At 47.3% G+C, this 22,821-nt stretch carries 18 protein-coding genes and 1 pseudogene; 3 read left to right on the plus strand and 16 right to left on the minus strand.

What is annotated here, in order from left to right; all coding sequences use genetic code 11:
• Nucleotides 1-25: 25 nt before the first annotated feature.
• The 13 genes and pseudogenes from purF to AC6I1F_RS07900 form a co-directional block, all read right to left on the minus strand.
• The gene (gene purF / locus AC6I1F_RS07840; protein ID WP_160335726.1) at nucleotides 26-1,525 is read right to left on the minus strand and encodes an amidophosphoribosyltransferase; all 1,500 of its coding nucleotides are present in this window, start codon (nucleotides 1,523-1,525) and stop codon (nucleotides 26-28) included.
• Between the two features lie 27 nt (nucleotides 1,526-1,552).
• A complete protein-coding gene (locus AC6I1F_RS07845; RefSeq protein ID WP_160335727.1) occupies nucleotides 1,553-2,068 on the minus strand; it encodes a CvpA family protein in 516 nt (171 codons plus the stop codon).
• 1 nt (nucleotide 2,069) lies between these two features.
• Entirely contained in the window at nucleotides 2,070-3,176 is a 1,107-nt protein-coding gene (locus AC6I1F_RS07850) for an SPOR domain-containing protein (RefSeq protein ID WP_160335728.1), read from the minus strand.
• 13 nt (nucleotides 3,177-3,189) lie between these two features.
• Complete coding sequence (gene folC / locus AC6I1F_RS07855; protein ID WP_160335729.1) at nucleotides 3,190-4,470, minus strand: bifunctional tetrahydrofolate synthase/dihydrofolate synthase; 1,281 nt, start codon at nucleotides 4,468-4,470, stop codon at nucleotides 3,190-3,192.
• Between the two features lie 59 nt (nucleotides 4,471-4,529).
• On the minus strand, nucleotides 4,530-5,405 hold the full coding sequence (accD, locus tag AC6I1F_RS07860) for an acetyl-CoA carboxylase, carboxyltransferase subunit beta (protein WP_160335730.1): 876 nt from the start codon (nucleotides 5,403-5,405) through the stop codon (nucleotides 4,530-4,532).
• Between the two features lie 63 nt (nucleotides 5,406-5,468).
• Entirely contained in the window at nucleotides 5,469-6,242 is a 774-nt protein-coding gene (gene truA / locus AC6I1F_RS07865) for a tRNA pseudouridine(38-40) synthase TruA (protein ID WP_251569812.1), read from the minus strand.
• A 9-nt stretch (nucleotides 6,243-6,251) separates the two neighbouring features.
• On the minus strand, nucleotides 6,252-7,379 hold the full coding sequence (gene asd / locus AC6I1F_RS07870) for an aspartate-semialdehyde dehydrogenase (protein ID WP_251451893.1): 1,128 nt from the start codon (nucleotides 7,377-7,379) through the stop codon (nucleotides 6,252-6,254).
• Between the two features lie 37 nt (nucleotides 7,380-7,416).
• Nucleotides 7,417-8,487 (minus strand): 3-isopropylmalate dehydrogenase, encoded by a 1,071-nt coding sequence (gene leuB / locus AC6I1F_RS07875; protein WP_289163395.1) that lies wholly within the window; start codon nucleotides 8,485-8,487, stop codon nucleotides 7,417-7,419.
• 50 nt (nucleotides 8,488-8,537) lie between these two features.
• Nucleotides 8,538-9,185, minus strand: coding sequence for a 3-isopropylmalate dehydratase small subunit (gene leuD, locus AC6I1F_RS07880; protein WP_289168677.1), 648 nt, complete (start codon nucleotides 9,183-9,185; stop codon nucleotides 8,538-8,540).
• Between the two features lie 12 nt (nucleotides 9,186-9,197).
• Entirely contained in the window at nucleotides 9,198-10,631 is a 1,434-nt protein-coding gene (gene leuC, locus AC6I1F_RS07885; protein ID WP_251569810.1) for a 3-isopropylmalate dehydratase large subunit, read from the minus strand.
• Between the two features lie 174 nt (nucleotides 10,632-10,805).
• A complete protein-coding gene (locus tag AC6I1F_RS07890; protein ID WP_160335735.1) occupies nucleotides 10,806-11,618 on the minus strand; it encodes a DUF362 domain-containing protein in 813 nt (270 codons plus the stop codon).
• 3 nt (nucleotides 11,619-11,621) lie between these two features.
• Nucleotides 11,622-11,804, minus strand: a complete 183-nt coding sequence (locus tag AC6I1F_RS07895) for a hypothetical protein (protein WP_160335736.1) — start codon at nucleotides 11,802-11,804, stop codon at nucleotides 11,622-11,624.
• Between the two features lie 138 nt (nucleotides 11,805-11,942).
• Nucleotides 11,943-12,512, minus strand: a pseudogene (locus tag AC6I1F_RS07900) (transposase); the annotation flags it as partial.
• 362 nt (nucleotides 12,513-12,874) lie between these two features.
• Between AC6I1F_RS07900 and AC6I1F_RS07905 the strand changes: the two are divergent.
• A complete protein-coding gene (locus AC6I1F_RS07905) occupies nucleotides 12,875-16,189 on the plus strand; it encodes a helicase-related protein (protein WP_497801718.1) in 3,315 nt (1,104 codons plus the stop codon).
• A 2-nt stretch (nucleotides 16,190-16,191) separates the two neighbouring features.
• The gene (locus AC6I1F_RS07910; RefSeq protein ID WP_497801719.1) at nucleotides 16,192-19,638 is read left to right on the plus strand and encodes an Eco57I restriction-modification methylase domain-containing protein; all 3,447 of its coding nucleotides are present in this window, start codon (nucleotides 16,192-16,194) and stop codon (nucleotides 19,636-19,638) included.
• Here AC6I1F_RS07910 and AC6I1F_RS07915 read toward each other — a convergent pair.
• The 3 genes from AC6I1F_RS07915 to AC6I1F_RS07925 all read right to left on the minus strand — a co-directional run bounded on the left by AC6I1F_RS07915 (nucleotide 19,622) and on the right by AC6I1F_RS07925 (nucleotide 21,601).
• Nucleotides 19,622-20,428: a TaqI-like C-terminal specificity domain-containing protein gene (locus tag AC6I1F_RS07915; protein ID WP_251569806.1), complete on the minus strand. Its 807-nt coding sequence runs from the start codon at nucleotides 20,426-20,428 to the stop codon at nucleotides 19,622-19,624. The genes AC6I1F_RS07910 and AC6I1F_RS07915 overlap by 17 nt on opposite strands.
• Nucleotides 20,429-21,037, minus strand: coding sequence for a master DNA invertase Mpi family serine-type recombinase (locus tag AC6I1F_RS07920; protein ID WP_160335740.1), 609 nt, complete (start codon nucleotides 21,035-21,037; stop codon nucleotides 20,429-20,431).
• 69 nt (nucleotides 21,038-21,106) lie between these two features.
• Nucleotides 21,107-21,601, minus strand: coding sequence for a tyrosine-type recombinase/integrase (locus AC6I1F_RS07925; RefSeq protein ID WP_160335741.1), 495 nt, complete (start codon nucleotides 21,599-21,601; stop codon nucleotides 21,107-21,109).
• A 253-nt stretch (nucleotides 21,602-21,854) separates the two neighbouring features.
• On the opposite strand from AC6I1F_RS07925, the gene AC6I1F_RS07930 reads away from it, so the two are divergent.
• The gene (locus AC6I1F_RS07930; RefSeq protein WP_497801720.1) at nucleotides 21,855-22,811 is read left to right on the plus strand and encodes a LysR family transcriptional regulator; all 957 of its coding nucleotides are present in this window, start codon (nucleotides 21,855-21,857) and stop codon (nucleotides 22,809-22,811) included.
• Nucleotides 22,812-22,821 lie beyond the last annotated feature (10 nt).

The following is a 22,821-nucleotide window of genomic DNA, read 5'->3' on the forward strand; positions in this document are numbered from 1 at the left end:
GAAGCCTCCTTCTGCAGTCTCGGACTTAGTCTTCCGACTCCGCTTTTTTCTTCTGCTGTTTGCTTTCGAGTCTTTCTCGCTCGAGTTCAGCGATATATTCGGGTGTTACATCACCTGTAACGTATTTCCCGTCAAAGCACGAGCAGTCAAACGCCTTGATATTCGGGTTAAAGTGCCCGACGGCATCAATCATCCCTTCGAGCGTTTGGTAGACCAGCGCGTCAGCGCCGATTTCCATACGAATCTCTTCGGTCGGACGATTGTCGCCTGCGATCAGCTCCGAAGAAGTCGGCATATCAATGCCGTAAACGTTCGGATAGCGGACGGGAGGCGCGCCGGAGGCGATAAAGACTTTTCTTGCGCCGCTCTGGCGAGCCATACGGACAATTTCCGTAATCGTGGTGCCGCGAACGATCGAGTCGTCAACGAGCAGGACGTTCTTACCGACAAACTCCACCTTCATGGCGTTCAGCTTCTGACGAACGCTCTTTTTGCGGATCGCCTGACCGGGCATGATGAAGGTTCTGCCGACATAACGGTTCTTAATGAAACCTTCGCGGTATTCCAAACCGAGGGCCTTAGCAAGCTGAGCCGCGGCAGGACGGGAGGAATCGGGAATCGGCATTACGACATCAATATCCTCAAGAGGAATCTGCTTTTTGATTTCCTTGCCGAGGTTTTCGCCTAAACGAAGACGCGCGTCATAAACCGGAATTCCGTCGAGAACGGAATCAGGACGAGCGAGATAGACGTACTCAAAAATGCAGGGATTCAGTTCTGCCTTTTCCGCGCACTGACGCTTATGGATCTTTCCAAGCTCGTCCACCCAAACCGCTTCGCCGGGCGCCACGTCGCCAAGCAGCGTGAATTCGCTGCCTTCAAGCACGACGGATTCACTTGCGAACATGTATTCGGTCGTACCGTCTTCGGCGATGTTCGAGCCGATGCACAGAGGACGAATGCCGTGCGGATCGCGGAAGGCGATCATGCCGTGACCGGCAATGCAGGCGACCACTGCGTAGGAACCTTTAAGGCGTTTGTGCATGCTTGCCACCGCGCCAAAGAGTGCGTCTTCTGTCAGGTGGTTGCCCTGAGTCGTGTTCTGCAGTTCATTGGCAAACACGTTGAGAAGCACTTCAGAGTCGCTTGTGGTGTTGATGTGGCGGCGATCGAGCTCATAAAGCTCTTTGGCAAGCTCTTTCGCATTCGTCAGATTACCGTTATGCGCGAGCACGATTCCGTAAGGCGCGTTGACATAGAAAGGCTGAGACTCTTTGTTGCTTGAAGCGTTGCCCTGCGTCGGGTAACGGACCTGGCCGATACCGCAGTTGCCAAGCAGATCCCGCATGTTTCGGGTTCTGAACACATCCCGCACCAGTCCCATACCTTTATGCATATGGAAAGTTCGGTTTTCCACGGTACAAATACCGGCCGCGTCCTGACCCCGATGCTGAAGCAGCAGCAGTGCGTCATAGAGACGCTGGTTCACAGGACCGGACGCGTACAGTGCCACGATTCCACACATTGTCTTTTCTCCAAAGGATTAAAAATATTATTCTTTACGCCAATCCAAAAGGCTCTGAGGAATATAAGGAGAGAACCACACGATCCCCTTTTCCGCTACGGGCACCAGAGCAGAATTTTTCCACCACGGCTGTGTCGAAAGAAAATGCGACGTGCCGCCGATGAAAACCAAAAGACCGACAATCAGTACCCCGCGAAGAAAACCAAACAGGCAGCCGAGCAGACGGTCCTCTGCTCCGATCGAAATTGACGCTAATAGATTACGAATTATTTTACCGATTAAGCCCGATACAAAAACGCATCCGATCACAATCAGAATCACCGAGACAAAAGTACGGACCATCAGACCCATATGGTTCTGGAAAGGAAGCACTTCGGCAAGCGCGGCCGAATAGTAGATCGAGATAAAGAATGCAGCGATCCAGCCGACAAGAGCGAATATCTCTCTGACCATTCCTCGGCTGACGCCAAGGAGTGTCGAGATCACAATGATGATGACAAACAGCCAGTCGAGTTCGCCAAGACCAAGGGAAGAAAAATCCACTTTATTTCACCTGTAGAACCTTTCCGGCGCTGAGACCGGCCATACCTAACTTAGCGCTTGCTTCCGTTGCCGCGTTCTTTGTCTTATAAGGGCCCGACTGAACTCTCCAAATCTTGCCGTTCGCGGTTGAGACCGGAGAGAGGAACGCGTTGACACCGGCCTTTTTCATGCTGTTGACAATCTGCTGGGCCTTGTCCTGATTTGAGAGCGCGACCACCTGAATGTAGAACTGTCCTTTAGGCATCGCCTTGGGCGCTTCCGGTTTAGCTTCAGGCTTCTTAGGCTCAGGTTTCTGAGCTTCCGGTTTCTTAGCCTCAGGCTTCTTAACTTCCGCTTTAGGCGGCTCAGGCTTTTTCACTTCGGCCTTAGGCGTTTCCGCCGGTTTCACCTCTGCCTTCTTGGGCTCAGGCTTCACCGCAGGTTTTGCGCTCGGCTGAACCGCGTTCTGCTGAGGCTGCTGAGGCTCAGCCTTGGAAGCTTCAGCCGCATCATGCGTAATCGCAGAAGGAATCGTGATCTTAGAGACTTCAACAGTATTTTCTTTCGGAATTCTCAGGGGAATCGTTACATTTGCGGGCGGCGGCTCTTTATCAAAAAGCAGAGGAATCGCGATCGCAGCGGTAACAAGAAGCACCAGAGCACCGACAAAGCGGCGTCTTGCCTTAATCCATTTCTGTTTCTTCGCAAATTCCGCGTCCGCCTCTTCCTGTCTGCGGTTTGAATCGAGTTCCGGCTTACGTCTGAAGAGCGGCGGTTTCTTTTCGGCTGCCGGCTTTTCAGGTTCAGTCGCCTGCGGCTGAGGCTCGCTCGGCTGCTGAGCGGGCGCGCTCGCAGGCTGGGGAACTTCATTCGGCTGAGGCTGCGGCTGAGCGGCCGCGGCTGCCTGCGTATCCTGATGCTTTGCAAATACCGCCGGGTAAGTTACAAACTCGCCCTGAGACGCTCCTCTCTTTCCGGGAATCTGAGCCTCAGAGAGCGGAATCGACTGAGAGCCGAACATCGGCTCATCGGAAAACTTAATCGGTTGAGTGGAAGGAGCTGCATTTTGATCCATGCCAGGCTCAACGTGTTCCGTCTTCGGAGCTTTATCTTTTTTCCAGAACTGCATTCAGGTACATCCTTTAATCTCGGCCAACGGGAACCTTCAAGTCTTCAATTGCGGAGGCAACTGTGAGGAAGGATCCGAAAACGGTTATTTTATCAGTCCCGCCGCGCTCGTTGACGGCTGTCTCCAATGCGGTCTTCACATTGTCAAAAGTCCTGATTCTCTCGGCAAGCACGCCGCTTTCCACCAAAAAGGCCTTAAGATCTTCCGCTTTTCCGCCTCTCGGTCCTTCTAAATCACACAGATACCAAACATCAAACGTGTTTTTCATGATCTCGCAGACCTGCTTTCTGTCTTTGTCCGAGAGCATCCCGAACACAGCTGCTTTTGGTCTCGGAATCTGCTGAAGCGTTTTAGCGAGCTCTTTGGCCGCATGCGGATTGTGGCCGACGTCGAGATAAATATCAGGCTTCGTACTCACTTTAGAGAAGCGGCCGATGACTTTAGTCGCAAGCAGCGCCGCGCAGATCGAGTCACGTCCGACTTCAAGGCGGTCGCTCACGCACTGCAGCGCTTCAATCGCACCGCTCGCGTTGGAGAGCTGATGCTCTCCCGGCATGGTCGGAAGCGGAAGATCCTTCAGTTTTCCTTTTGAGCCGACAAAGTCCCAAGTGTCTCTGCCCGGAACGTGTATCGCAGCAAAATCTTTGCCGCGCACGAGCAGTTTCGCGCCGATTTCCCTCGCATAGTTCACTAAGGACGCAGGAGGGTCGTCGTCAGCGCAGACTGCGGATTTGCCGGGACGGTATATATGCGCTTTCTCCCAGCCGATTTTGTCTCTTGTTTCACCTAAGTAAGCAGTGTGGTCAATGCCGACACTTGTGATAATCGAGACCGTGGGCTCAATCGTGTTGACCGCGTCAAGTTTTCCGCCCAAGCCGATTTCCAGCACCAGCGCATCCGGCTTTTTCTCCATGAACAAGAGCAGAATGCCAAGAAGCGTGTATTCGAAATAAGAGAGCGTCATTTCGCCTCGAGCCTGCTCTACTTTTGAGAACATGAGCATCAGGTCTTCGTCGCTGGCGTCTTTGCCGTTCAGGCGTACGCGCTCATTAAATCGGATCAGATGCGGAGAAGTGTGCACCCCGACGCTGTAGCCCGATTCCAGAAGCGCCGACTCTAAAAAAGCGCAGGTGCTTCCTTTACCGTTTGTACCGCCCACTGTAAAGACGGGGCAGTCAAAATGAATCCCGAGGCGCTTGATCATTTCATTCATGCGCTCAAGTCCGAGATCGATGGTCTGAGAATGCAGCTTCTCGATGTGAGAAAGCCATTGATCCAAAGTATCAAAATTCATTGTTTAGTGCCGCAGAAAAAACTTAAGGACCGCCTAAAGCGGTCCTTATCAGAAACTCGTTAAATGATGGAATCAGCCGATTCTTTTTGGAAAAGCGCAATGAGTTTCGCAATCTCCAATTTAAGGTCCTTACGTTCGACAATCATGTCAATCGCGCCCTTCTGGAGAAGGAACTCGGCTCTCTGGAAGCCTTCGGGAAGCTTTTCGCGAACGGTCTGCTCAATAACGCGGGGGCCGGCAAAACCGACCAGGGCCTTCGGCTCGGCGATAACAACGTCGCCCATAAACGCGAAGCTAGCGGAGACGCCGCCCATTGTCGGATCGGTCAGAACAGAAATAAACGGCAGACGGTGCTCGGCAAGCTTTGCGATCATGCCGGTCGTCTTAGCCATCTGCATGAGCGAATTGAGACCTTCCTGCATACGTGCGCCGCCGGTAGCCGTAAAGCAGATGAACGCGCAGCGGTTGTCAATCGCGTACTGAACCGCCTGTACAAATCTTTCTCCGACCACAGAACCCATGGATCCGCCCATGAACTTGAACTCAAAAGCCGCGACAACAGCGGGAATGGAGTGAATGGAACCGGCTTCCACCACGAGAGCGTCTGTCTCTCCGGTGGCAGACTGAGCCTGCTTCAGACGATCCGGATACTTCTTGCTGTCCGTGAAATTCAGCGGATCAATCGAGCGAACGTCCTCACCGATTTTCACGCGGTTTTCCGGATCCAGAATCATGTCAATGCGGTCTCGTGCGCCGACACGCATATGGAAATTACATGTCGGGCAGACATTCAGGTTCGCTTTCAGCTCCTGAGAATAAAGCGTTGTCCCGCAGTTTGTGCATTTCGTCCAGACGCCTGTCGGCATGTCCTTTTTGGCGCTTTCGCCTTCCGAACGCTTGATCTTTGGCGGGAGCAGTTTTTCAAACCAGCTCATGATGTTGTCTTGTCAATTAAATTCGATTGATTTTAATCTAAGTTTTCGCTCAGCGCTGACCGCTTAAAAAGGAGAATTGCCCTCAGCAGGCAGTCCGAACTTTTCAGGATAGCCGACGCCGGCAAGATAGAGTCCGGAAGGATAGAAAGTCGGAGCGGCTGCCTGTCGGCTGCGCGCCTCAAGCACTTCCCCCATCCACTCAACCGGTCTTGCGCCCTGTCCCACATAAACCAGACAGCCGACGATGTTGCGCACCATGTGATAAAGAAACGCGTTGGCCTTGATATGGACACGGATCATGCGCCCTCTTCGTTCAACGTTTAGAAATTCAATGGTTTTGACAGGCGTCTTGCTCTGACATCCGACCGCTCTAAAGCTGCTGAAGTCATGCTCGCCTAAAAGCAGCTGCCCTGCTTCGTGCATTTTGACTTCGTCAAGCGGCCTAAAAACCCAGCCTGCGCGTCCTGCCAAGAGCGGGGAGCGAACCGGTTCGTTAGCGATCCAATACTCGTAAGTACGGCTCACAGCTGAAAAGCGCGCATGAAACTCTTCAGGAACAACTTTCGCCCAGCGAACCGCAACTTCCGAGGGCAGATACGAATTAAGCCCGCGAATCCAGGAAACCTCTTTTCGGTCGGTTTCCGTATCTAAATGAACAACCTGTCCGCACGCATGAACCTTCGCATCGGTTCTTCCCGCGCAGACAGCCTTAATTTTTTCACCCGTAAATTGAACAACGGCCGACTCGAGGTAGTCCTGGACTGTCTGTCCGGACGGCTGGGTTTGCCAGCCCTCGAAATATCGGCCGTCGTACTCGAGTCCTAAAGCGACTCTCATGTATTCCTTTTATGCCTTGAAATCAACCAAAATTCTGAGCATGCGGCGAAGCGGTTCGGCCGCACCCCAAAGCAGCTGATCGCCAACCGTGAAAGCGGTGACATATTCCGGACCGAAATTCATCTTGTGAATACGGCCGATCGGAACGGACAGCGTGCCCGATACTTTAGCAGGAGTGAGCTCATGAATGGTCTCTTCCTTGTGATTCGGAATAACTTTGACCCAAGGATTGGCTTCGGCGAGCAATCTTTCGATTTCTTCGCAGGAGACGTCTTTCTTGAGTTTGATGGTAAGCGCCTGAGAGTGGCAGCGCATAGAGCCGACACGTACGCACAGGCCGTCAACCGGCATGCAGCCCGGTTCACCGATCGCGGGTTTGCCAAGAATCTTGTTGGCTTCGGCGCCGCCCTTCCATTCTTCACGGCTCTGTCCGTGCTCAACCTCGCGGTCGATCCAGGGAATCAGAGAACCGGCCAGAGGAACGCCGAACGCTTTATCCGGGAAGTCCGGAGAACGAAGTTCTTCAGTCACTTTGCGGTCGATTGAAAGAATCGCGGAGCGCGGATCCTTCAGATCTTCGGCGGCCACACCGTAAAGAGCGCCCATCTGTTCAAGCAGCTCTCTCATGTTGGGTGCGCCGGCACCGGAAGCAGCCTGATAAGTCATGGAAGAAATCCATTCGACCAGATCAGCGCGAATCAGACCGTCAAGCGCCATGAGCATCAGACTCACGGTGCAGTTTCCGCCGACGTAGTTTTTAACGCCGCTGCGAAGACCTTCCTGAATCACGCTCATGTTGACCGGATCAAGAACAATGATGGCGTCCTTTTCCATACGAAGCGTAGAGGCTGCGTCAATCCAGTAGCCGTTCCAGCCCTTATCGCGAAGCGGTTTGAAATGCGCTTTAGTCCAGTCGCCGCCCTGACACGAAATGACAACGTCACACGCTGCCAAAGCGTCGAGGTCATCGGCGTCTTTCAGAACCGGATCGGCATTTACGACTTCCGGAGCTTTTCCACCGGCGTTGCTGGTCGAAAAGAAAGTCGTCTGCACAAATTCAAAATCACCTTCGGCTTTCATGCGGTCCATCAAAACGGAGCCCACCATTCCGCGCCAACCAACCATGCCTAGTTTCAGCATTATTTTTCCCCTTTGTCTCGTTAGGTATTGTTAATTACAAAGCCGCGACAACCGCGTCGCCCATTTCAGAACAGGAAACTTTTTTGCAGCCTTCGCTCCAGATGTCACCGGTTCTATAGCCTTGCGCAAGTACTGTCTTAACCGCATTCTCAATGCGCACTGCTTCTTCCTCCATTCCTAAAGAATAACGGAGCATCATGGCCGCTGACAGAATTTGAGCTAAAGGATTTGCGATATTCATGCCGGCGATGTCCGGAGCGGAACCGTGAGACGGTTCAAAAAGGCCCTGACCTTTTTCATTCAGCGCCGCAGAAGCCAGCATACCGATGGAACCCGTCAGCATCGCGGCCTCATCGGACAGAATGTCGCCAAAAAGGTTGCCGGTGACCATCACGTCAATCTTCTTAGGCGCTTTCACGAGCTGCATAGCCGCGTTGTCCACGTACATATGTTCGAGTGTGACTTCCGGATATTCCTTAGAAACGCGGATCATAGTGTCACGCCAAACCTGGCTGGTTTCGAGCACGTTGGCCTTGTCCACGCTGACAAGGTGTTTATTGCGTCCCATTGCCGCTTTAAACGCGACGTGAGCGATGCGTTCCACTTCCGGAACGGCGTAGCGCATCGTATCAAAGCCTTCTTCTGCGCCGGCAAATGCGCCGTCAGGGCTGATGCGTTTGCCGCGGGGCTGACCGAAGTAAACGTCGCCCGTCAGTTCGCGGACAAGCAGAATATCCAGACCGGAAACCAATTCAGGCTTCAAAGAGGAAGCTGCAGTCAACTCAGGGAAGCAAACCGCAGGACGAAGATTGACAAAAAGACCGAGCGCCTTTCTGAGTCCCAAAATCGCCTGCTCGGGTCTTAAGTGACGCGGCAGCGTGTCGTATTTGAAGTCGCCGACAGCGCCGAAAAGCACAGCGTCGCTTCTCTTAGCGAGCTCCACGACTTCCTTGGGAAGCGGATGACCGAAAGCCGCATAAGCCGCTCCGCCGACAAGCGCTTCTTCATATTCGAAAGGAAGCTTCATTGCGGTCAGCACCTTCAGGGCCTGTGCCATGATCTCCGGGCCGATGCCGTCACCGGCCAATACTGCGATTTTTTTCATTTGTTTTTCCTATTAAGCCGCGCCGCGATCCGCGGCGCATCGATCATTGTTTAGTAGATAGTTTTGACGAGCCAGGGTTTGGCTTTGAGGCGCGCTCTTTCGAAAGCGGCGATTTCGTCCTTGTGCTGAAGCGTAATGCCGATATCGTCCAAACCGTTCAGCAAACAGTAGCGGCGAAACTCAGGAACGTCAAAGCTGTGGGCGGTGCCGTTAGGCTCAATCACAACCTGCTTTTCCAAATCAACTGTCAGGCGATAGCCGTTATTGGCCTGCACTTCGTTGAAAAGATGATCCACAACAAACTCGGGAAGCGGCAGCGGAAGCAGTCCGTTCTTAAAAGAGTTGTTGTAGAAAATATCGGCAAAGCTCGGCGCAATAATGACTTTGAATCCGTACTGAGAAAGCGCCCAAGCCGCATGTTCACGGGAAGATCCGCAGCCGAAATTTTTTCTGGCAAGCAGAATATCCGCGCCCTGGTATCTGGGCTGATTCAGCACAAAGTCGGGATTCGGCGTACGTTCCGACGGGTCCTTGCCGACTTCGCCTTTATCCAGATAACGCCATTCATCAAACAGATTCGGGCCGTAGCCGGTTCTGTAAATCGATTTTAAAAACTGCTTCGGAATAATCGCGTCGGTATCCACGTTGGAGCGGTCAAGCGGAGCGACAATACCGGTAAAAGTAACGAATTTGTTCATGCTGATAGCTCCTTAGAAAATTTTGCGGATATCGACAAAACGGCCTTCGATAGCTGCAGCCGCTGCCATCGCGGGTGAGCACAAGTGTGTACGGCTGCGGTTGCCTTGACGGCCTTCGAAGTTTCTGTTGCTCGTTGAGGCGCAGCGATCTTCCGGATTGAGTTTATCGGCGTTCATCGCAAGGCACATGGAGCAGCCCGGGCGTCTCCATTCAAAGCCTGCGTTAATAAAGATCTGATCCAGTCCCTCTTTTTCCGCCTGCTCACGCACGAGGCCGGAGCCCGGAACCACGAGCGCCTGCTTAATGGTCGGCGCAACCTTCCTGCCCAGTTTCTTCACCACATAAGCCGCAGCGCGAATATCTTCAATTCGTCCGTTAGTGCAGGAGCCGATGAAGACATGGTCGGGGGCAATGGAGGTCACAGGCTGTTTGGGTTCAAGCCCCATGTACACATAAGCGCGCTCCCAGCCTTCGCGTTTAACCGGGTCGGGCTGCTCAGACGGCTCCGGAGTTCTGTCGGTAATCTGCGCGACCATTTCCGGAGAGGTGCCCCAGGTGACTACCGGAGGAACGGCGTTTCCGTCGATTTCCACCTCAATATTAAAGTGAGCGCCCTCGTCGCTCTTCAGTGTCCGCCAGTATTCTTCGGCCTGTTTAAAGAGTTCGCCTTCGGGCGCGAGCGTGCGTCCGCGCATGTATTCGACGGTTTTATCATCAACCGCGACAAGACCGCAGCGGGCACCTGCTTCAATCGCCATATTGCAGAGCGTCATACGGCCTTCCATGGAGAGCGCCTCGATCGCGGGACCCGCGAATTCGATCGCGCATCCGGTACCTCCGGCAGTGCCGATTCTGCCGATGATAAAAAGAGCGAGGTCTTTAGCGAAAACGCCTGGTGAAAGTTTTCCGGAAACGTACACGCGCATATTCTTCATCTTCTTGGTCAGAAGCGTCTGCGTTGCCATCACGTGTTCTACTTCACTCGTTCCGATGCCAAACGCCACAGCTGCGCAGGCGCCGTGCGTACTAGTGTGAGAGTCTCCGCAGACGACTGTCATACCGGGAAGAATCGCGCCTTCCTCGGGGCCCATGACATGAATCACGCCCTGACCTCTCGAGAGGAACGGAAAATACGCGGCACAGCCGTTATTACGAATATTTTGATCCAGAGTCGTCACCTGCAGTTTGGCTACCGGGTCAGTAATGCCTTCCAGGCCCTGCTCCCAGCCGGTCGTCGGCGTATTGTGATCCGCCGTCGCTACCACCGAGCTCGAGCGCCACAGCTTGCGGTCATTCATTCTCAGACCTTCAAAGGCCTGAGCGCTGGTCACTTCGTGGACCAGATGGCGGTCAATATAAAGCGTTGCTGTACCGTCTTCTTCGGTTCGGACAACGTGTTCGTCAAAAATCTTGTCGTAAAGAGTCTTAGGCGATGTGTCTGTCATTTTCTCTTGGTGTCGATTGTTTTGAAGTAATCTTTTGAGTATGCCACCGATTAACGGCTGATTAGATATTTTTACCGAACTTTTTCCGACAGTACGGGAAATACTTAATCCGAAACCTCGCATAAATGAAAAAGGTCTCAAACTATGGGACCTAGAGCTGTCAGGAACAAAGAACTACTTCACGAGCTGAAGACGGTAAGCGGTAGAACCGACTCCGATTTTCTCAGCTGCCGAAAGCGTGTCGGTGAAATGTTCTTCCTCCCATTTCCTGCGGACTTCTTCGCTTGGCGCAAAACCATACACCATATCGACGGCGGCCTGATCGCAGGCGACGGGATCAAGGCTCACTAAAATGCCGATATCGCCGATATTCTTGGCTTCCTTGCAGCTGTCTCTTCTCTGCGGGTCCAACGCGTCAATAATATTGAAAAAAATCCATCTTCCGGGCTTGTAGTCAAGAGCCGCTTTCACGGCGTCAGCCATGGCTTCGCTCGCCGTCTTTTCGCCTGCAGATGAGTAATACTCGGTCACCTTGCTGCCGCTGTGGATTTGTGCTGCACCGCGCGGCGTCCCCAGACATATGGAAAGATTTTTCATCGTTCCGCCGTAACGCGGCAGGTTATGACCTTTGAACCGAACAATCGAAATCAAAGAGTCGTAATTGGCAAGATGAGCACCGGTAATAAAGGTCTTAAGATGGAGGCCGCCGTGAACCGAAAGCGTGATTTCTCCTTCAGCATCCAGGATATCGATCGGACCGACCTTATCAAATCCGTTCTGTTTAGCAGTTTCTAAATGTGAAGCGGCGGCGTTTCTTGCCGAATCAAAATAATTGCTGTCAATCAGCGTGCCTTTAACCTGACTGACAAGCGGCTTAATCAAGTCAGGATTAATTTTGACCTCGCGATCCCGGTAGTTTTCGAATGTCAGCTTGATGCCGACTTTTCCCTTGAGAGCCGGATCAATCGCTTTGAGAAGGAGAAGCATGGCCTAGGAGCTGACCAAGGGTGAATAGTAAACCACCGGAGCAGCTGCATCCGCGGTTAAATTTGGAAGTGTAATGTCTGAGATTGGAGTGCCTGCGGGCCCCCTACTCGAAGCAAAGCCCTGCAGGGATAAAACCAAACCGCCGAACCCTGCCGCCGCTCCAAGCATCAAACTTCTGCGTTTCATACTGAATCTCCTAAGGAATTTTACGATGTGCAGCACTGAGTTTATGGAGTGGATTTAAGAAAGTCTAATGCCGTTTTTTTATTGATATTGATGCGTTTTTATACATGAATAGCCTATAGCTCTAAATAAGAGCTGACGTTTTAGGTTCCTATATCCGAACTGAACCTTAATTCGATGAAAGGCGTATTCGACCTTGCATCGAATCGAACTCAGCACCTTTTCGCTGGTAATTCTCCGTACCGATAGCTTCTCCCTTGGCTACAGCGTTTCGCTGCCGTATAGGTTACGTGCTCAGGATCGGCACTCTTGCGCTTTTCCTTTCCGAGATACCCGAATCTCCAAGGACTTCCCGGTCATCGGGCGGCGTAATTCGTCCACTTGCGTAACATCATAACCAATATGCATCTTCATTCCGAAGTGCCAATTCTTCCCTTTCTTTGCTCAGAGCATTTCAAGATCGTGCTTCTTGTCAGCGTTTTTCGTCGAACTCGGCGCTCCAATAAAAGAACCGTCTACAATCGTACCTTTGCTGAAGAGAAGACCTCTGTTGGTAAGTTGTCGCGTGAACAAATCAAAGACCTGTTTGTCTAGGCGGTTTTTCTCAAGAAGGTGACGGAAATGCAAAATCGTAGTCTCATCCGGATATTTTGAATCCATCGCCAGGCTAACAAATCGACGACATGCGAAGAAGTCATGAAGCGGCTCCCTAGTCTTGCGCAGTCAAGGAATCGTGGAATAAATCGTAACCGAACAAGGCGAGGTTACGGCTTTATGCCGCGAAAGTTTCTTGACGGCTTATTCAAATACACATTGTTTTAAGGCATTAAGCAATACGCTTAACGCATTAAAAACTAAATGAGGAGGTAAAAATAAAACTTTACTTGCTAAATTTCACGCAAAATCGTGAACAACCTGTTTAATAACATCAAGTAGACTACACATTTCAGGAAACGACACGATGCGAGTCCATGTTTACAAGGTCGTGAAAAAACGGAATCTATCTGGGTTAAGATTATCCGAGGAGCTGAAAACAAAGTTTTTCTTATTTAACATTAACTGAATCACTACTTATGCACTCTTCTCAAAACAACTCCCATATATTTACAAACAAGAGAGGAAACACTCTTATCAAAGAATTCGAAGGAGTGCTGTCGAATAATCCTTCAATTCAGCATCTCGATGCCGTAGTAGGGTTTTTGAGGGCCTCTGGCTATTTTCGGTTACGTCCATTACTAGATAACATCAATAAGGTTCGAATTCTTATTGGTATTGATGTAGATAAATATATCCTTCATGCTGTTAGGGAAGGAATGTTATTTTACGGGGCGGACGAAGCCGTAAAAGATGATTTGCTCCAACAAATTCGAAGAGATATTGAACATTTGGGATATTCAAAAACAGAAGAAGATGGCATTTTTCAGATGGTGGAGGACCTTAAATCTGGAAAGATTGAAGTCAGGTCTCATCCTTCCCGGAAAATCCACGCAAAAATATATATTCTTTACCCCGATGATTTTAACCAATATACACAAGGGCTTCTTGTTACTGGATCAAGTAATCTGTCTGGCAATGGTCTAGGTATTCCAGAGCAACAACAATATGAATTTAATGTCAAATTGACTCAGTTTGAAGATGTAAATTTTGCTTTAAAGGAGTTCGAAGAACTTTGGGAGGAAGCTAAAAATTGTGAAATAACTGCTGATGATTTGAAAGATAGTATCAATCGCACTTATCTCAAAGGGGGTGTAACTCCATACGAACTATACGTTAAGATGCTTATGGAGTACTTCTCGGACAGGGTTACAGAATCAGACAGTGGAAATTCCTTGGAAATTCCTGACGGGTACACAACTTACGATTACCAAACTGACGCAGTTGTGGAAGGTTACCAAAAACTGCTTCGCTATGATGGCTTTTTCCTTGCTGATGTTGTGGGACTGGGGAAGACAGTCATTGCAACAATGATTGCAAAGAAGTTTTTACTAGAAAATGGTCGTGATAAAACAAAAATATTAGTTGTATACCCTCCTGCTGTCGAGCAGAACTGGAAGACAACCTTTCATGATTTTGGCATAGATAAGTATGCAAAATTCATTACTAACGGAAGCCTCAAAAAAGTCCTCGATGAGGAGGAGCGCGATTATTGGAACGCTGAAGAGTACGATCTTATCCTTGTTGACGAAGCACACAAATTTCGTTCGCATACTACAAACGCATTTGAACAACTTCAGGAAATCTGTAAAATGCCTCGCGTTAACGCAGGTCAAATTCAAGGTTATAAGAAGAAGGTGATGCTTATTTCCGCAACGCCAATGAACAACACTCCTGCCGACATTTACAATCAGATTTTACTTTTCCAAGATCCTCGTCGCTGTACTATTGATGGAGTAACAAACTTGACTGCCTTCTTCAGCCCCCTAATTGCTGAATTCAAAAGATTGCGCAGGGAACATAACAGTAGTTTGGATGACTTCAAGGCTCTCGCAAAAAGGGTTCGAGGTAGGATCATAAAACCACTCACCGTTCGTCGTACTCGCACTGATATTGAGCTTATACCGCGTTATCGCAAAGACATTCAAGCGTTCCCTAAAGTCGAGCGGCCTATCGAAAATCAATACGAACTCAATGAGCACCTTGCCGGTCTCTTTGAGAAGACCGTGAGCATACTTACCAAGCAGCTAAAATATACCCGCTATCAGGCGATTGCTTATCTTAAACCTGAAGTTTCAAAGGGTTTGTATGACAATGCGGAGCTTGTATCTCGCTCTCTTGCAGGAATCAGAAAGAATGGCTTAGTAAAGCGTCTTGAAAGCAGTTTCTATGCTTTTAAAGTCTCCATCAATAGTTTTCGCGAAGCCAATAAGGAGATGATCGATACTTTCGATGCAGGAAAAGGCAAGGTCTACATTGCTCCTGATTTAGACATAAATGGAATGACCGAGGAGGAAATTGAGGAGAAGATAAATGAAAAGGCCAAAGACAACCCTAAAAATGCAATATTTAAGGCGTCAGACTTTGAACCAGAATTTATTGAAACGCTTCAAGAAGATCAGCAGCTTCTAGACGAGATATGGAAAGACTGGAATAACATATCTGATGAGGAAGACTCAAAGTTCGCAAAATTTGAGGAGCTCTTGAAGCACGAATTATTCAAAGCAGATAAAAACCCACAGCAAAAATTGGTGGTTTTTTCAGAATCCTTAGATACCATAGAATATCTTTCCAGAAGGATTAGTCGGTCGGATCTTCTTGTTGTTTCAGCTAAAAATAGAAATTCTCAATTCAAAGCAATTCGAGAAAATTTTGATGCGAACTATAAAACCAAGCTGGACAAATACAATATCATCCTTACCACGGATGTCTTAGCAGAAGGAGTCAACCTGCATCGAGCCAATGTCATAGTAAATTATGACACTCCTTGGAACTCTACTAGACTAATGCAGCGTATTGGTCGCGTAAACCGCATTGGTTCGTTATCTGAGCATATTTACAATTATGTTTTCTACCCCTCTCGGGAAGGTAATCGTGAAATTAACCTCAATGAGGTAGCTCTGAGTAAGATTCAGACATTTCACTCCACATTTGGAGAAGACAATCAAATCTATTCCAAGGATGAAATAGTCGATCGAGGTCTTGAAAAACTGTTTGACGAGGCAATCGAAGGAAATAAGGAAGATGCAAATCTTGAACTTCCTTACTATGAGGAACTAAGAGAACTTTATCTCAAGAATCGACAAGAGTATAACCGCATCGCTAGACTCTCTATTCGTAGCCGGTGTGGTCGCGCTGCCCGAAAGATTGACGGGGTCACCTTAAGCAACGACACTGTCGTATTTTTAAAAACAAACCTTAGGAAAGTTTTTCTCCTTGTGTCGTCTTCCGCCGAGGAAATCTCAGTGTTGGAAGCCTTAAAGTACTTTAAGGCGCATCCAAAAGAAAAGAGTGAAGGACTGATAGCCCTACACCACGAACAAGTTGCTAAGGCAGTTGAATATTTTCACTCCATGCAACAACGTGAACTCCAGACTCAAGAGAATGGTCAGGACGATCCCGCAAGCAAAGGGTCTCAGATAAGCACGGCTCTCAATCTTCTTACTAACTTCATGCGTGAAATTGATGATCCGGACCTTCTCATTCAGTTGAGACAGCTTAAAACACTTGCCGAGAGGGGAGTGATAACCTATATTGCAAAGCGTTTGCAACGAATTCAAAAAGACCTTAGACGCACGTCAGGAAAGGCGCGTTTGACACATGACGAAGCTTTAGAAGAAGTCATCAAAATGGCAAGGAAATATTCTCCTTACTATACGGCAGAAGAATCGTTGCTTAAAATGCATGAGTCTGAGGCGGAAATTATCCTGTCTGAGTCCTTTCAAAAGGCTTAATTATGAACTACCAAGAGATAATTGAATCTAAATACAACCGAGAGTCTTGGCAACAACTTTTAACCGATATTTTTCGCAGTAAGGCTCAGTTCTGGCGAGCCCCTTCTCCGGTTCACGTTAGTAGCAAAATTGCAAAGGAAGCCTTGCTTCTGGGCAAGATATCTCTTGCTGACGGAGAGTCTATAGCAGTTTATGAAGTTGAACTTAATGACAATGTGGACATTGAACGAAATAAACGTAGCATCCGGGATATGTTGACAAAAGATTGGCGGGATATGGGACACGCTGGGGCCTTTATTTTTGCACATCGTCATAATGAGAGCGCTCTTCGATTTTCTTACGTTAGTGAAACATGGGGATTTAATAAGCGGGGAGAATATGAGAGAGTCTCCACCGATACTATGCGTTATACCTATCTCCTTGGAGAGGGACGCGGTTGCCGTACTGCCATTGATCAGTTTATAAAACTTCGAGATAGTAAACAAACATTGCAAGACATCACAGAGGCGTTCTCTGTTGAGGCGCTGACGAAGAAGTTCTACAACGATTTGTTTGATTGGTTTCTTTGGGCAGTTGATTCGTCGAGCGGAATTTCATTCCCAAAAAGTGCATCTGTAGAAAAAAAAGCTAGTGACGACCTCGAAGAAAAGATTATTCGATTGATTACTCGCATAATGTTTGTCTGGTTTATCAAGCAAAAATCTTTTATTCCTAACCAGCTCTTTGATGAGAATTATCTTAAGACAATTCTTAAGGATTTTGATCCCAACAGCACGACAGAGGGAAATTATTACAACGCGATTCTTCAAAATCTCTTTTTTGCAACCCTTAACAGAGCAATTGTAGATGAAGATGGCAAGAAAAGAATCTTTGCAAAAGAAGACCAAGAAGACGTAAAGACCTTATACCGATACGCGGAGATGTTTAGTATATCGGAGCAAGATGTCGTAAATGTTTTTTCAGAAGTTCCTTTCCTCAATGGAGGCCTTTTTGAATGTCTTGATAAAACAAAAGTAGTTGACGGTGTGTGTATAACGAGCTATAACTTTGATGGTTTTAGCCAAAACACAAGTCGTCTTGCTGACGGTGTCTACAAATATCGAGCAATTGTGCCAAACGCTCTATTCTTTACTCCAGAAAAAGGATTATTCTCAATTCTTAATCGTTATAACTTTACCATCGAAGAAAATACGCCCAATGAACAACAGATCGCATTAGATCCTGAACTTTTGGGCAAGGTATTCGAGAATCTCCTTGGCGCTTATAATCCAGAAACCAAAGAAACTGCACGCAACATGAGCGGTTCTTTCTATACTCCGCGCGAGATTGTTGGCTTCATGGTAGATGAAAGTCTTATTGCCTACCTCGGAGATAACGATTTCAATCGCTCGTTGTTTGCTTCGAATTTTAAGTATGACGAAAATTTCGAAGAAAGATATCTGGCGACAGCCAATAAATTAAAGGCCGTAAAGGTTCTCGATCCTGCGTGTGGCTCAGGAGCTTTCCCGATGGGGTTGCTGAACCGTATAGTCGATGTACTGCAGAGAATTCTTCCAGAAGAAAAAAGTTATGACCTTAAACTTTCAATAATTGAAAATTGCCTTTATGGTTGTGACATTCAGAGCATAGCGTCCCAGATTACAAAGCTTCGTTTTTTCATCTCTCTTATTTGTGACTGCGAGAAGGATCCTTCCAAGCCTAATTTCGGTATTCCAACACTTCCAAATTTAGAGACTAAATTTGTTACTGCAGACTCTCTGCATACAGTGAAGAGAAGAAAACAGGGAAATCTTTTCGAGGATCCTGAAATAGAGATTACTAAGCAAAAATTAAAACAAGTTCGTAGGCTTCATTTCGAAGCAAAATCCGCTAAAACTAAACGTGACCTTCGCAATGAAGACCATCTACTTCGTTCCAACCTCGTAAAGCTTCTGGCGGAAAATAACGATTTCGCGCCGGAGGACGCATGCCAACTGGCATCGTGGAATCCATATGATCAGAACAGTGTTAGTTCATTTTTTGATCCGGAATGGATGTTCGGCCTCACTGATGGCTTTGACATCGTTATAGGAAATCCCCCCTACATACAACTTCAAAATAATGCAGGGAAGTTGGCTAATTTATATGAAAAGAGTGGTTATAGAACATTTGAACGAAAGGGAGATATTTATTGTCTTTTCTATGAACGCGGTCATCAATTGCTAAAAGCAGGAGGTCATCTCTGTTTTATTACTTCCAACAAATGGATGAGGGCGGGATATGGTAAAAAAACTCGCGATTTTTTGGCAAAGAACACGAATCCCATTTTGTTAATAGATTTTGCAGGTGTAAAAGTGTTCGATAGCGCTACTGTTGATACCAACATTCTCCTGTTCTCTCAGGAGCCAAATCAGCATAAAACGCTTTGTACATGTGCAAGTAAACAGGATAAAAATAGCATAAAAAATTTGAGCGTTTTCGTTCAGCAAAATGCCGTCTCCAACAATTTTGCGACGTCTGATTCGTGGGTGATACTCTCGCCCATTGAGCGTAGTATTAAACGGAAAATCGAAAGTATTGGAACCCCGCTCAAGGACTGGGATATTCAGATTAATTATGGGATAAAGACTGGTAGCAACGAAGCATTCATCATATCAACCGAAAAACGTAATGAAATACTAGCCAATTGTGCCAATGAGGCTGAACGCCAAAGAACGGCTGAACTTATCCGACCGATTCTTCGTGGCAGGGACATCAAGAGATATGGATATGAGTGGGCAAATTTATATTTGATTGCCACATTCCCCGCTCGCCACTACGATATTGAAGATTACCCTGCAGTCAAGGATTACTTTTTATCTTTTGCAGAAAATAATCTCCGTACTGCTGGCTATGATTGGGTTGCAAACGGCTATCTTGCAGATTTCTGTCAGCAGAAATTAGCACAAACGGGGAAATTTGTAGAGATATTAGGAAAAAGAATAGTTATCGGAAATGCCCCTGAAAAGGCACGGAAGAAAACCCCTAATAGGTGGTTTGAAATACAAGACAGCATCAGTTATTGGGAGGATTTTCTTAAGCCAAAAGTTGTATACCCAAACATGACAAAGTATTTGCCTTTTTATTACGATAAAAGGGGTTTTTACCAAAATGATAAGTCTTTCATGATTACGGGGAAACATTTGGCCTTTCTGACAGCATTTCTAAACTCTTCTCTTTTCAAATATTGTTTCGTCAATGACTTCCCAGAACTACAAGGAGGAACAAGAGAGTTGCGAAAAATATTTTTCGAAAAGATTCCTGTCATTCGAATTGATGATTCAACAGAAGCCTTATTTAAAGAGTTGGTAGCCAAAATGCAAGACGTTCCATGCAAGCGAATAGCGCTAAGATTGGACTCCTTAATTTTTGATCTTTATGAACTTACGGAAAAAGAACGTCAACAGATTGGTTTTATTGAGATTCTATAAAGGCGATCTCCTCCTTTGTAAGACTTAATGTCTCGTATAAGCTCCCGCTAACTTTTTTGGGGACCGGCAAATTAAGTACATAAATTGAGAACATACGAACAGCGCAGCTTCCTAATTGCACGGAAATGGTCCGGTAGTACCAGTCCATAAGCTTAGTATTCAAGACTGAGGCTAAATACTCTAATAGTTTTTCAGATTTTGAGGAGAAAAAATAGACCGTGTTATTACAGAAAACTTTTTCCTGACATAAAGCAAAAGTTAAGTTCTGAGAAATATCGGGGTAGAACAATTTTGGTTTGGAAAAATCCTCCAAATAAGCGCAGTTTCTTAAATTATATGGAGTATCTCCTTGGTCTGCTCTCTTTTCAATCTTGTCCCAATATTGGTCTAGATGAGCCTTTACAGCAGGATAGTCCTCTATTTTGATGCGAGGAATACGCCCACGAATGCCGTTATGAATATTGATAAGGTATAGTCCATTGTCCATATATCCATACCTCTTGATATCCCTGCCACGAAGAATCGGTCGGATAAGTTCAGCCGTTCTTTGGCGCTCAGCCTCATTGGCACAATTGGCTAGTATTTCATTGCGTTTTTGAGATGAAATAATGAAGGCCTCGTTACAACCAGTAAGAATTCCACGGTAAATTCGAATATCCCAGTCCTTGAGTGGGGTTCCAATACTTTCGATTTTCCGTTTAATACTACGCTCAATGGGCGAGAGTATCACCCACGAATCAGACGTCGCAAAATTGTTGGAGACGGCATTTTGCTGAACGAAAACGCTCAATTATTTATTGCTAGTCATATTTTTTATGAACCTGGCAAGTGTATTGCGATCAACTTTGCAGATTTTGGCTATCTGTCTTTGAGATGTGCCAATGGTAAGCAGGTCTTGAATGAGTCTTTCCTTCCCAGAAAGTTTATATTTATCAGGAGAATTCTTCCTTCCTTTAGGACGTCCAAGGATGACTCCTTCCGATTTTTTCCGGGCTAGAGCTTCTTTAGTGCGCTGAGAAATAAGGTTGCGTTCAATTTCTGCGGAAAGGCCGAACGCAAAAGCCAACACTTTACTTTGAATATCATCACCAAGACGATAATTGTCCTTGATGGTCCATACCTTTGCTTCTTTCATCATGCATAAATTAAGGATCTCCATAATCATAAAAAGATTTCGGCCAAGGCGCGACAACTCTGCACAAATAATGAGATCATCTTTCTTTATTCGGTTAAGCAACTTTCCAAGCTCGCGCTTGTTATAGGCTTTGGTTCCCGAAATTGTTTCTTCTATCCAACCGTTAACAACCATATTTTTTTCGATGCAGAAGCGATTAATTTCGTACCGCTGGTTTTCAACCGTTTGCTTGTCAGAACTGACCCTAATGTAACCGTATATCATGGCAATCTATAAAAGTTTCTCTATAGAAGCTTTTGGTAAATCAGTCAAGTAAGCTTGCTAAACGACAAATTACAGGGGGCGCACCAAAGCTTCTGAAAAACGCATTCCGGTTTTTGCAACCAGGAGAATAAACCAGCCCCAATTAAGAGAAGCGGATAAATCCAGAGCGGAAAGAAGCTTGTGTAACTCAAACTGATTTAAAAATTTCGCCTTTTTTGAACGCGGCGCACGCCCCTTGATAATGGCTTTGCGAGTAGGATCTCGGTCAATTAATCCATCGTCGACGGCATCCAAAATTGCGCCTTTAAGCTGATGATGAAAATCAATCGTCGTCTGTTTTTCATGGCATTCCGCATACCGATTCAATAGGTCCTGATAGTTAAGTCGGGTCAAATCCCTAAGAACAAGATTCGGAATCAAACGCCTAACCCAAAGAAGCGTCATTTGATACTTATTAAATGTAACTTCCCTGACGGCACCTTTCTTGTAGATACGTAACCACGATTCGTAGTACTCAGCAAAGGTTTGGGATTCTGTCGGAGGCTTTTTAATTTCATTTTTCATGATAAATCACTCAAAAGTGACACGCAGATGAAGTGAGCTGGTTAAAAACCTGGCGACCTCATTAAACACGAAATCAAGTACGAGTCTCGTCCGGAGAAATAGCATACTCAAATTCGGATCATGGCCCTCACACCTCCCCTAACCTCTTGGCTAACCATAATTTCTGCCGATTGAAAATCGATACTGCTGATCAATTAAACTTATTACCGACCTCTTTCTTAAATGAGTTTCCTTACACCAAAAGGTTGTCTGTATGCACAATAAACAGGTCAGCATTTCCCGAATGAATCTTGAGCATCTCAAGACGTTTCATGTGGTCGCAAGTTTAGGCAGTTTCACTGAAGCCGCCAAAGCGCTTTACATGACTCAGCCCGCGGTTTCTCAGCAGATTCAGGGCATCGAACACGCACTGCGCAACCCGCTTTTTGATCGGAGCAAACGCCAGATCAGACTGACCGCCAAAGGAAAAATCCTTTTTAGCTATACGCAGAAACTCTTCGGCATCTTCCGAGAAATCGAAAACGTTTTTAATGACCTGAACCACCTTCTTACCGGTGAACTGACAATCGCTGCAAGCGCAGTCATGGGCAACTATTTCCTCTCTTCGGTCATTAACGAGTTCTACAAAAAATACCCGCTGATTTCCATTCGCTTGGAAATGGGAGACTCCGCCTATGTCACGCACCTTGTCGAAGAAGGTGTCGCTGACGTTGCTTTAAGCCGTCATGTCAGCGGCCTTAAACACTGTCGGCAGAAGCTGCTTATGAAGGAGCCTTATGTCTGCGTCTGCAGGCCCTCGTCGCCGCTCGCAGCCCTGAAAAGACCGCTGTCCCCAAAAGAATTCGCAGAAAGCTATCTCGTCATGCGGCAAAGAGGAAGCCGTATGCGCTCCAAACTTGAAGAGTGGTTTAAGAGCGTCGGCGTCTATGAGTTTCTCACGGCGCCTGCCATTGAAGTCAACAGTCTTGAAAGTTCAAAACGCCTGATTGCGTGCGGCTTCGGCGCCGCAGCCTTCCCGCTCGTTACCGTCAGTCACGAACTCAAACGAGAGGCTTTGAGCCTTCTCAGCGTTGAAAACTTTTCCGTCACCGCCGATTATTTCCTCGGCTACAACGATAAACGTGAACTCTCGCCCGCCGCGTTTGAATTCATTTCTCTTCTCTCGGACCATATGAAGCCGAAAGAACAAAGTGAATCGATTCACTCATAAGAATTGCTTA

Source organism: Parasutterella sp. St.1A3, from assembly GCF_059728705.1.

Excerpts from the sequence above, each read along its gene's own strand:
- purF (WP_160335726.1), bottom strand. The coding sequence starts at position 1,525 with ATGTGTGGAATCGTGGCACTGTACGCGTCCGGTCCTGTGAACCAGCGT.
- AC6I1F_RS07850 (WP_160335728.1), bottom strand. The coding sequence starts at position 3,176 with ATGCAGTTCTGGAAAAAAGATAAAGCTCCGAAGACGGAACACGTTGAG.
- folC (WP_160335729.1), bottom strand. The coding sequence starts at position 4,470 with ATGAATTTTGATACTTTGGATCAATGGCTTTCTCACATCGAGAAGCTG.
- accD (WP_160335730.1), bottom strand. The coding sequence starts at position 5,405 with ATGAGCTGGTTTGAAAAACTGCTCCCGCCAAAGATCAAGCGTTCGGAA.
- truA (WP_251569812.1), bottom strand. The coding sequence starts at position 6,242 with ATGAGAGTCGCTTTAGGACTCGAGTACGACGGCCGATATTTCGAGGGC.
- leuB (WP_289163395.1), bottom strand. The coding sequence starts at position 8,487 with ATGAAAAAAATCGCAGTATTGGCCGGTGACGGCATCGGCCCGGAGATC.
- leuD (WP_289168677.1), bottom strand. The coding sequence starts at position 9,185 with ATGAACAAATTCGTTACTTTTACCGGTATTGTCGCTCCGCTTGACCGC.
- leuC (WP_251569810.1), bottom strand. The coding sequence starts at position 10,631 with ATGACAGACACATCGCCTAAGACTCTTTACGACAAGATTTTTGACGAA.
- AC6I1F_RS07890 (WP_160335735.1), bottom strand. The coding sequence starts at position 11,618 with ATGCTTCTCCTTCTCAAAGCGATTGATCCGGCTCTCAAGGGAAAAGTC.
- AC6I1F_RS07895 (WP_160335736.1), bottom strand. The coding sequence starts at position 11,804 with ATGAAACGCAGAAGTTTGATGCTTGGAGCGGCGGCAGGGTTCGGCGGT.
- AC6I1F_RS07905 (WP_497801718.1), top strand. The coding sequence starts at position 12,875 with ATGCACTCTTCTCAAAACAACTCCCATATATTTACAAACAAGAGAGGA.
- AC6I1F_RS07910 (WP_497801719.1), top strand. The coding sequence starts at position 16,192 with ATGAACTACCAAGAGATAATTGAATCTAAATACAACCGAGAGTCTTGG.
- AC6I1F_RS07920 (WP_160335740.1), bottom strand. The coding sequence starts at position 21,037 with ATGATATACGGTTACATTAGGGTCAGTTCTGACAAGCAAACGGTTGAA.
- AC6I1F_RS07925 (WP_160335741.1), bottom strand. The coding sequence starts at position 21,601 with ATGAAAAATGAAATTAAAAAGCCTCCGACAGAATCCCAAACCTTTGCT.
- AC6I1F_RS07930 (WP_497801720.1), top strand. The coding sequence starts at position 21,855 with ATGCACAATAAACAGGTCAGCATTTCCCGAATGAATCTTGAGCATCTC.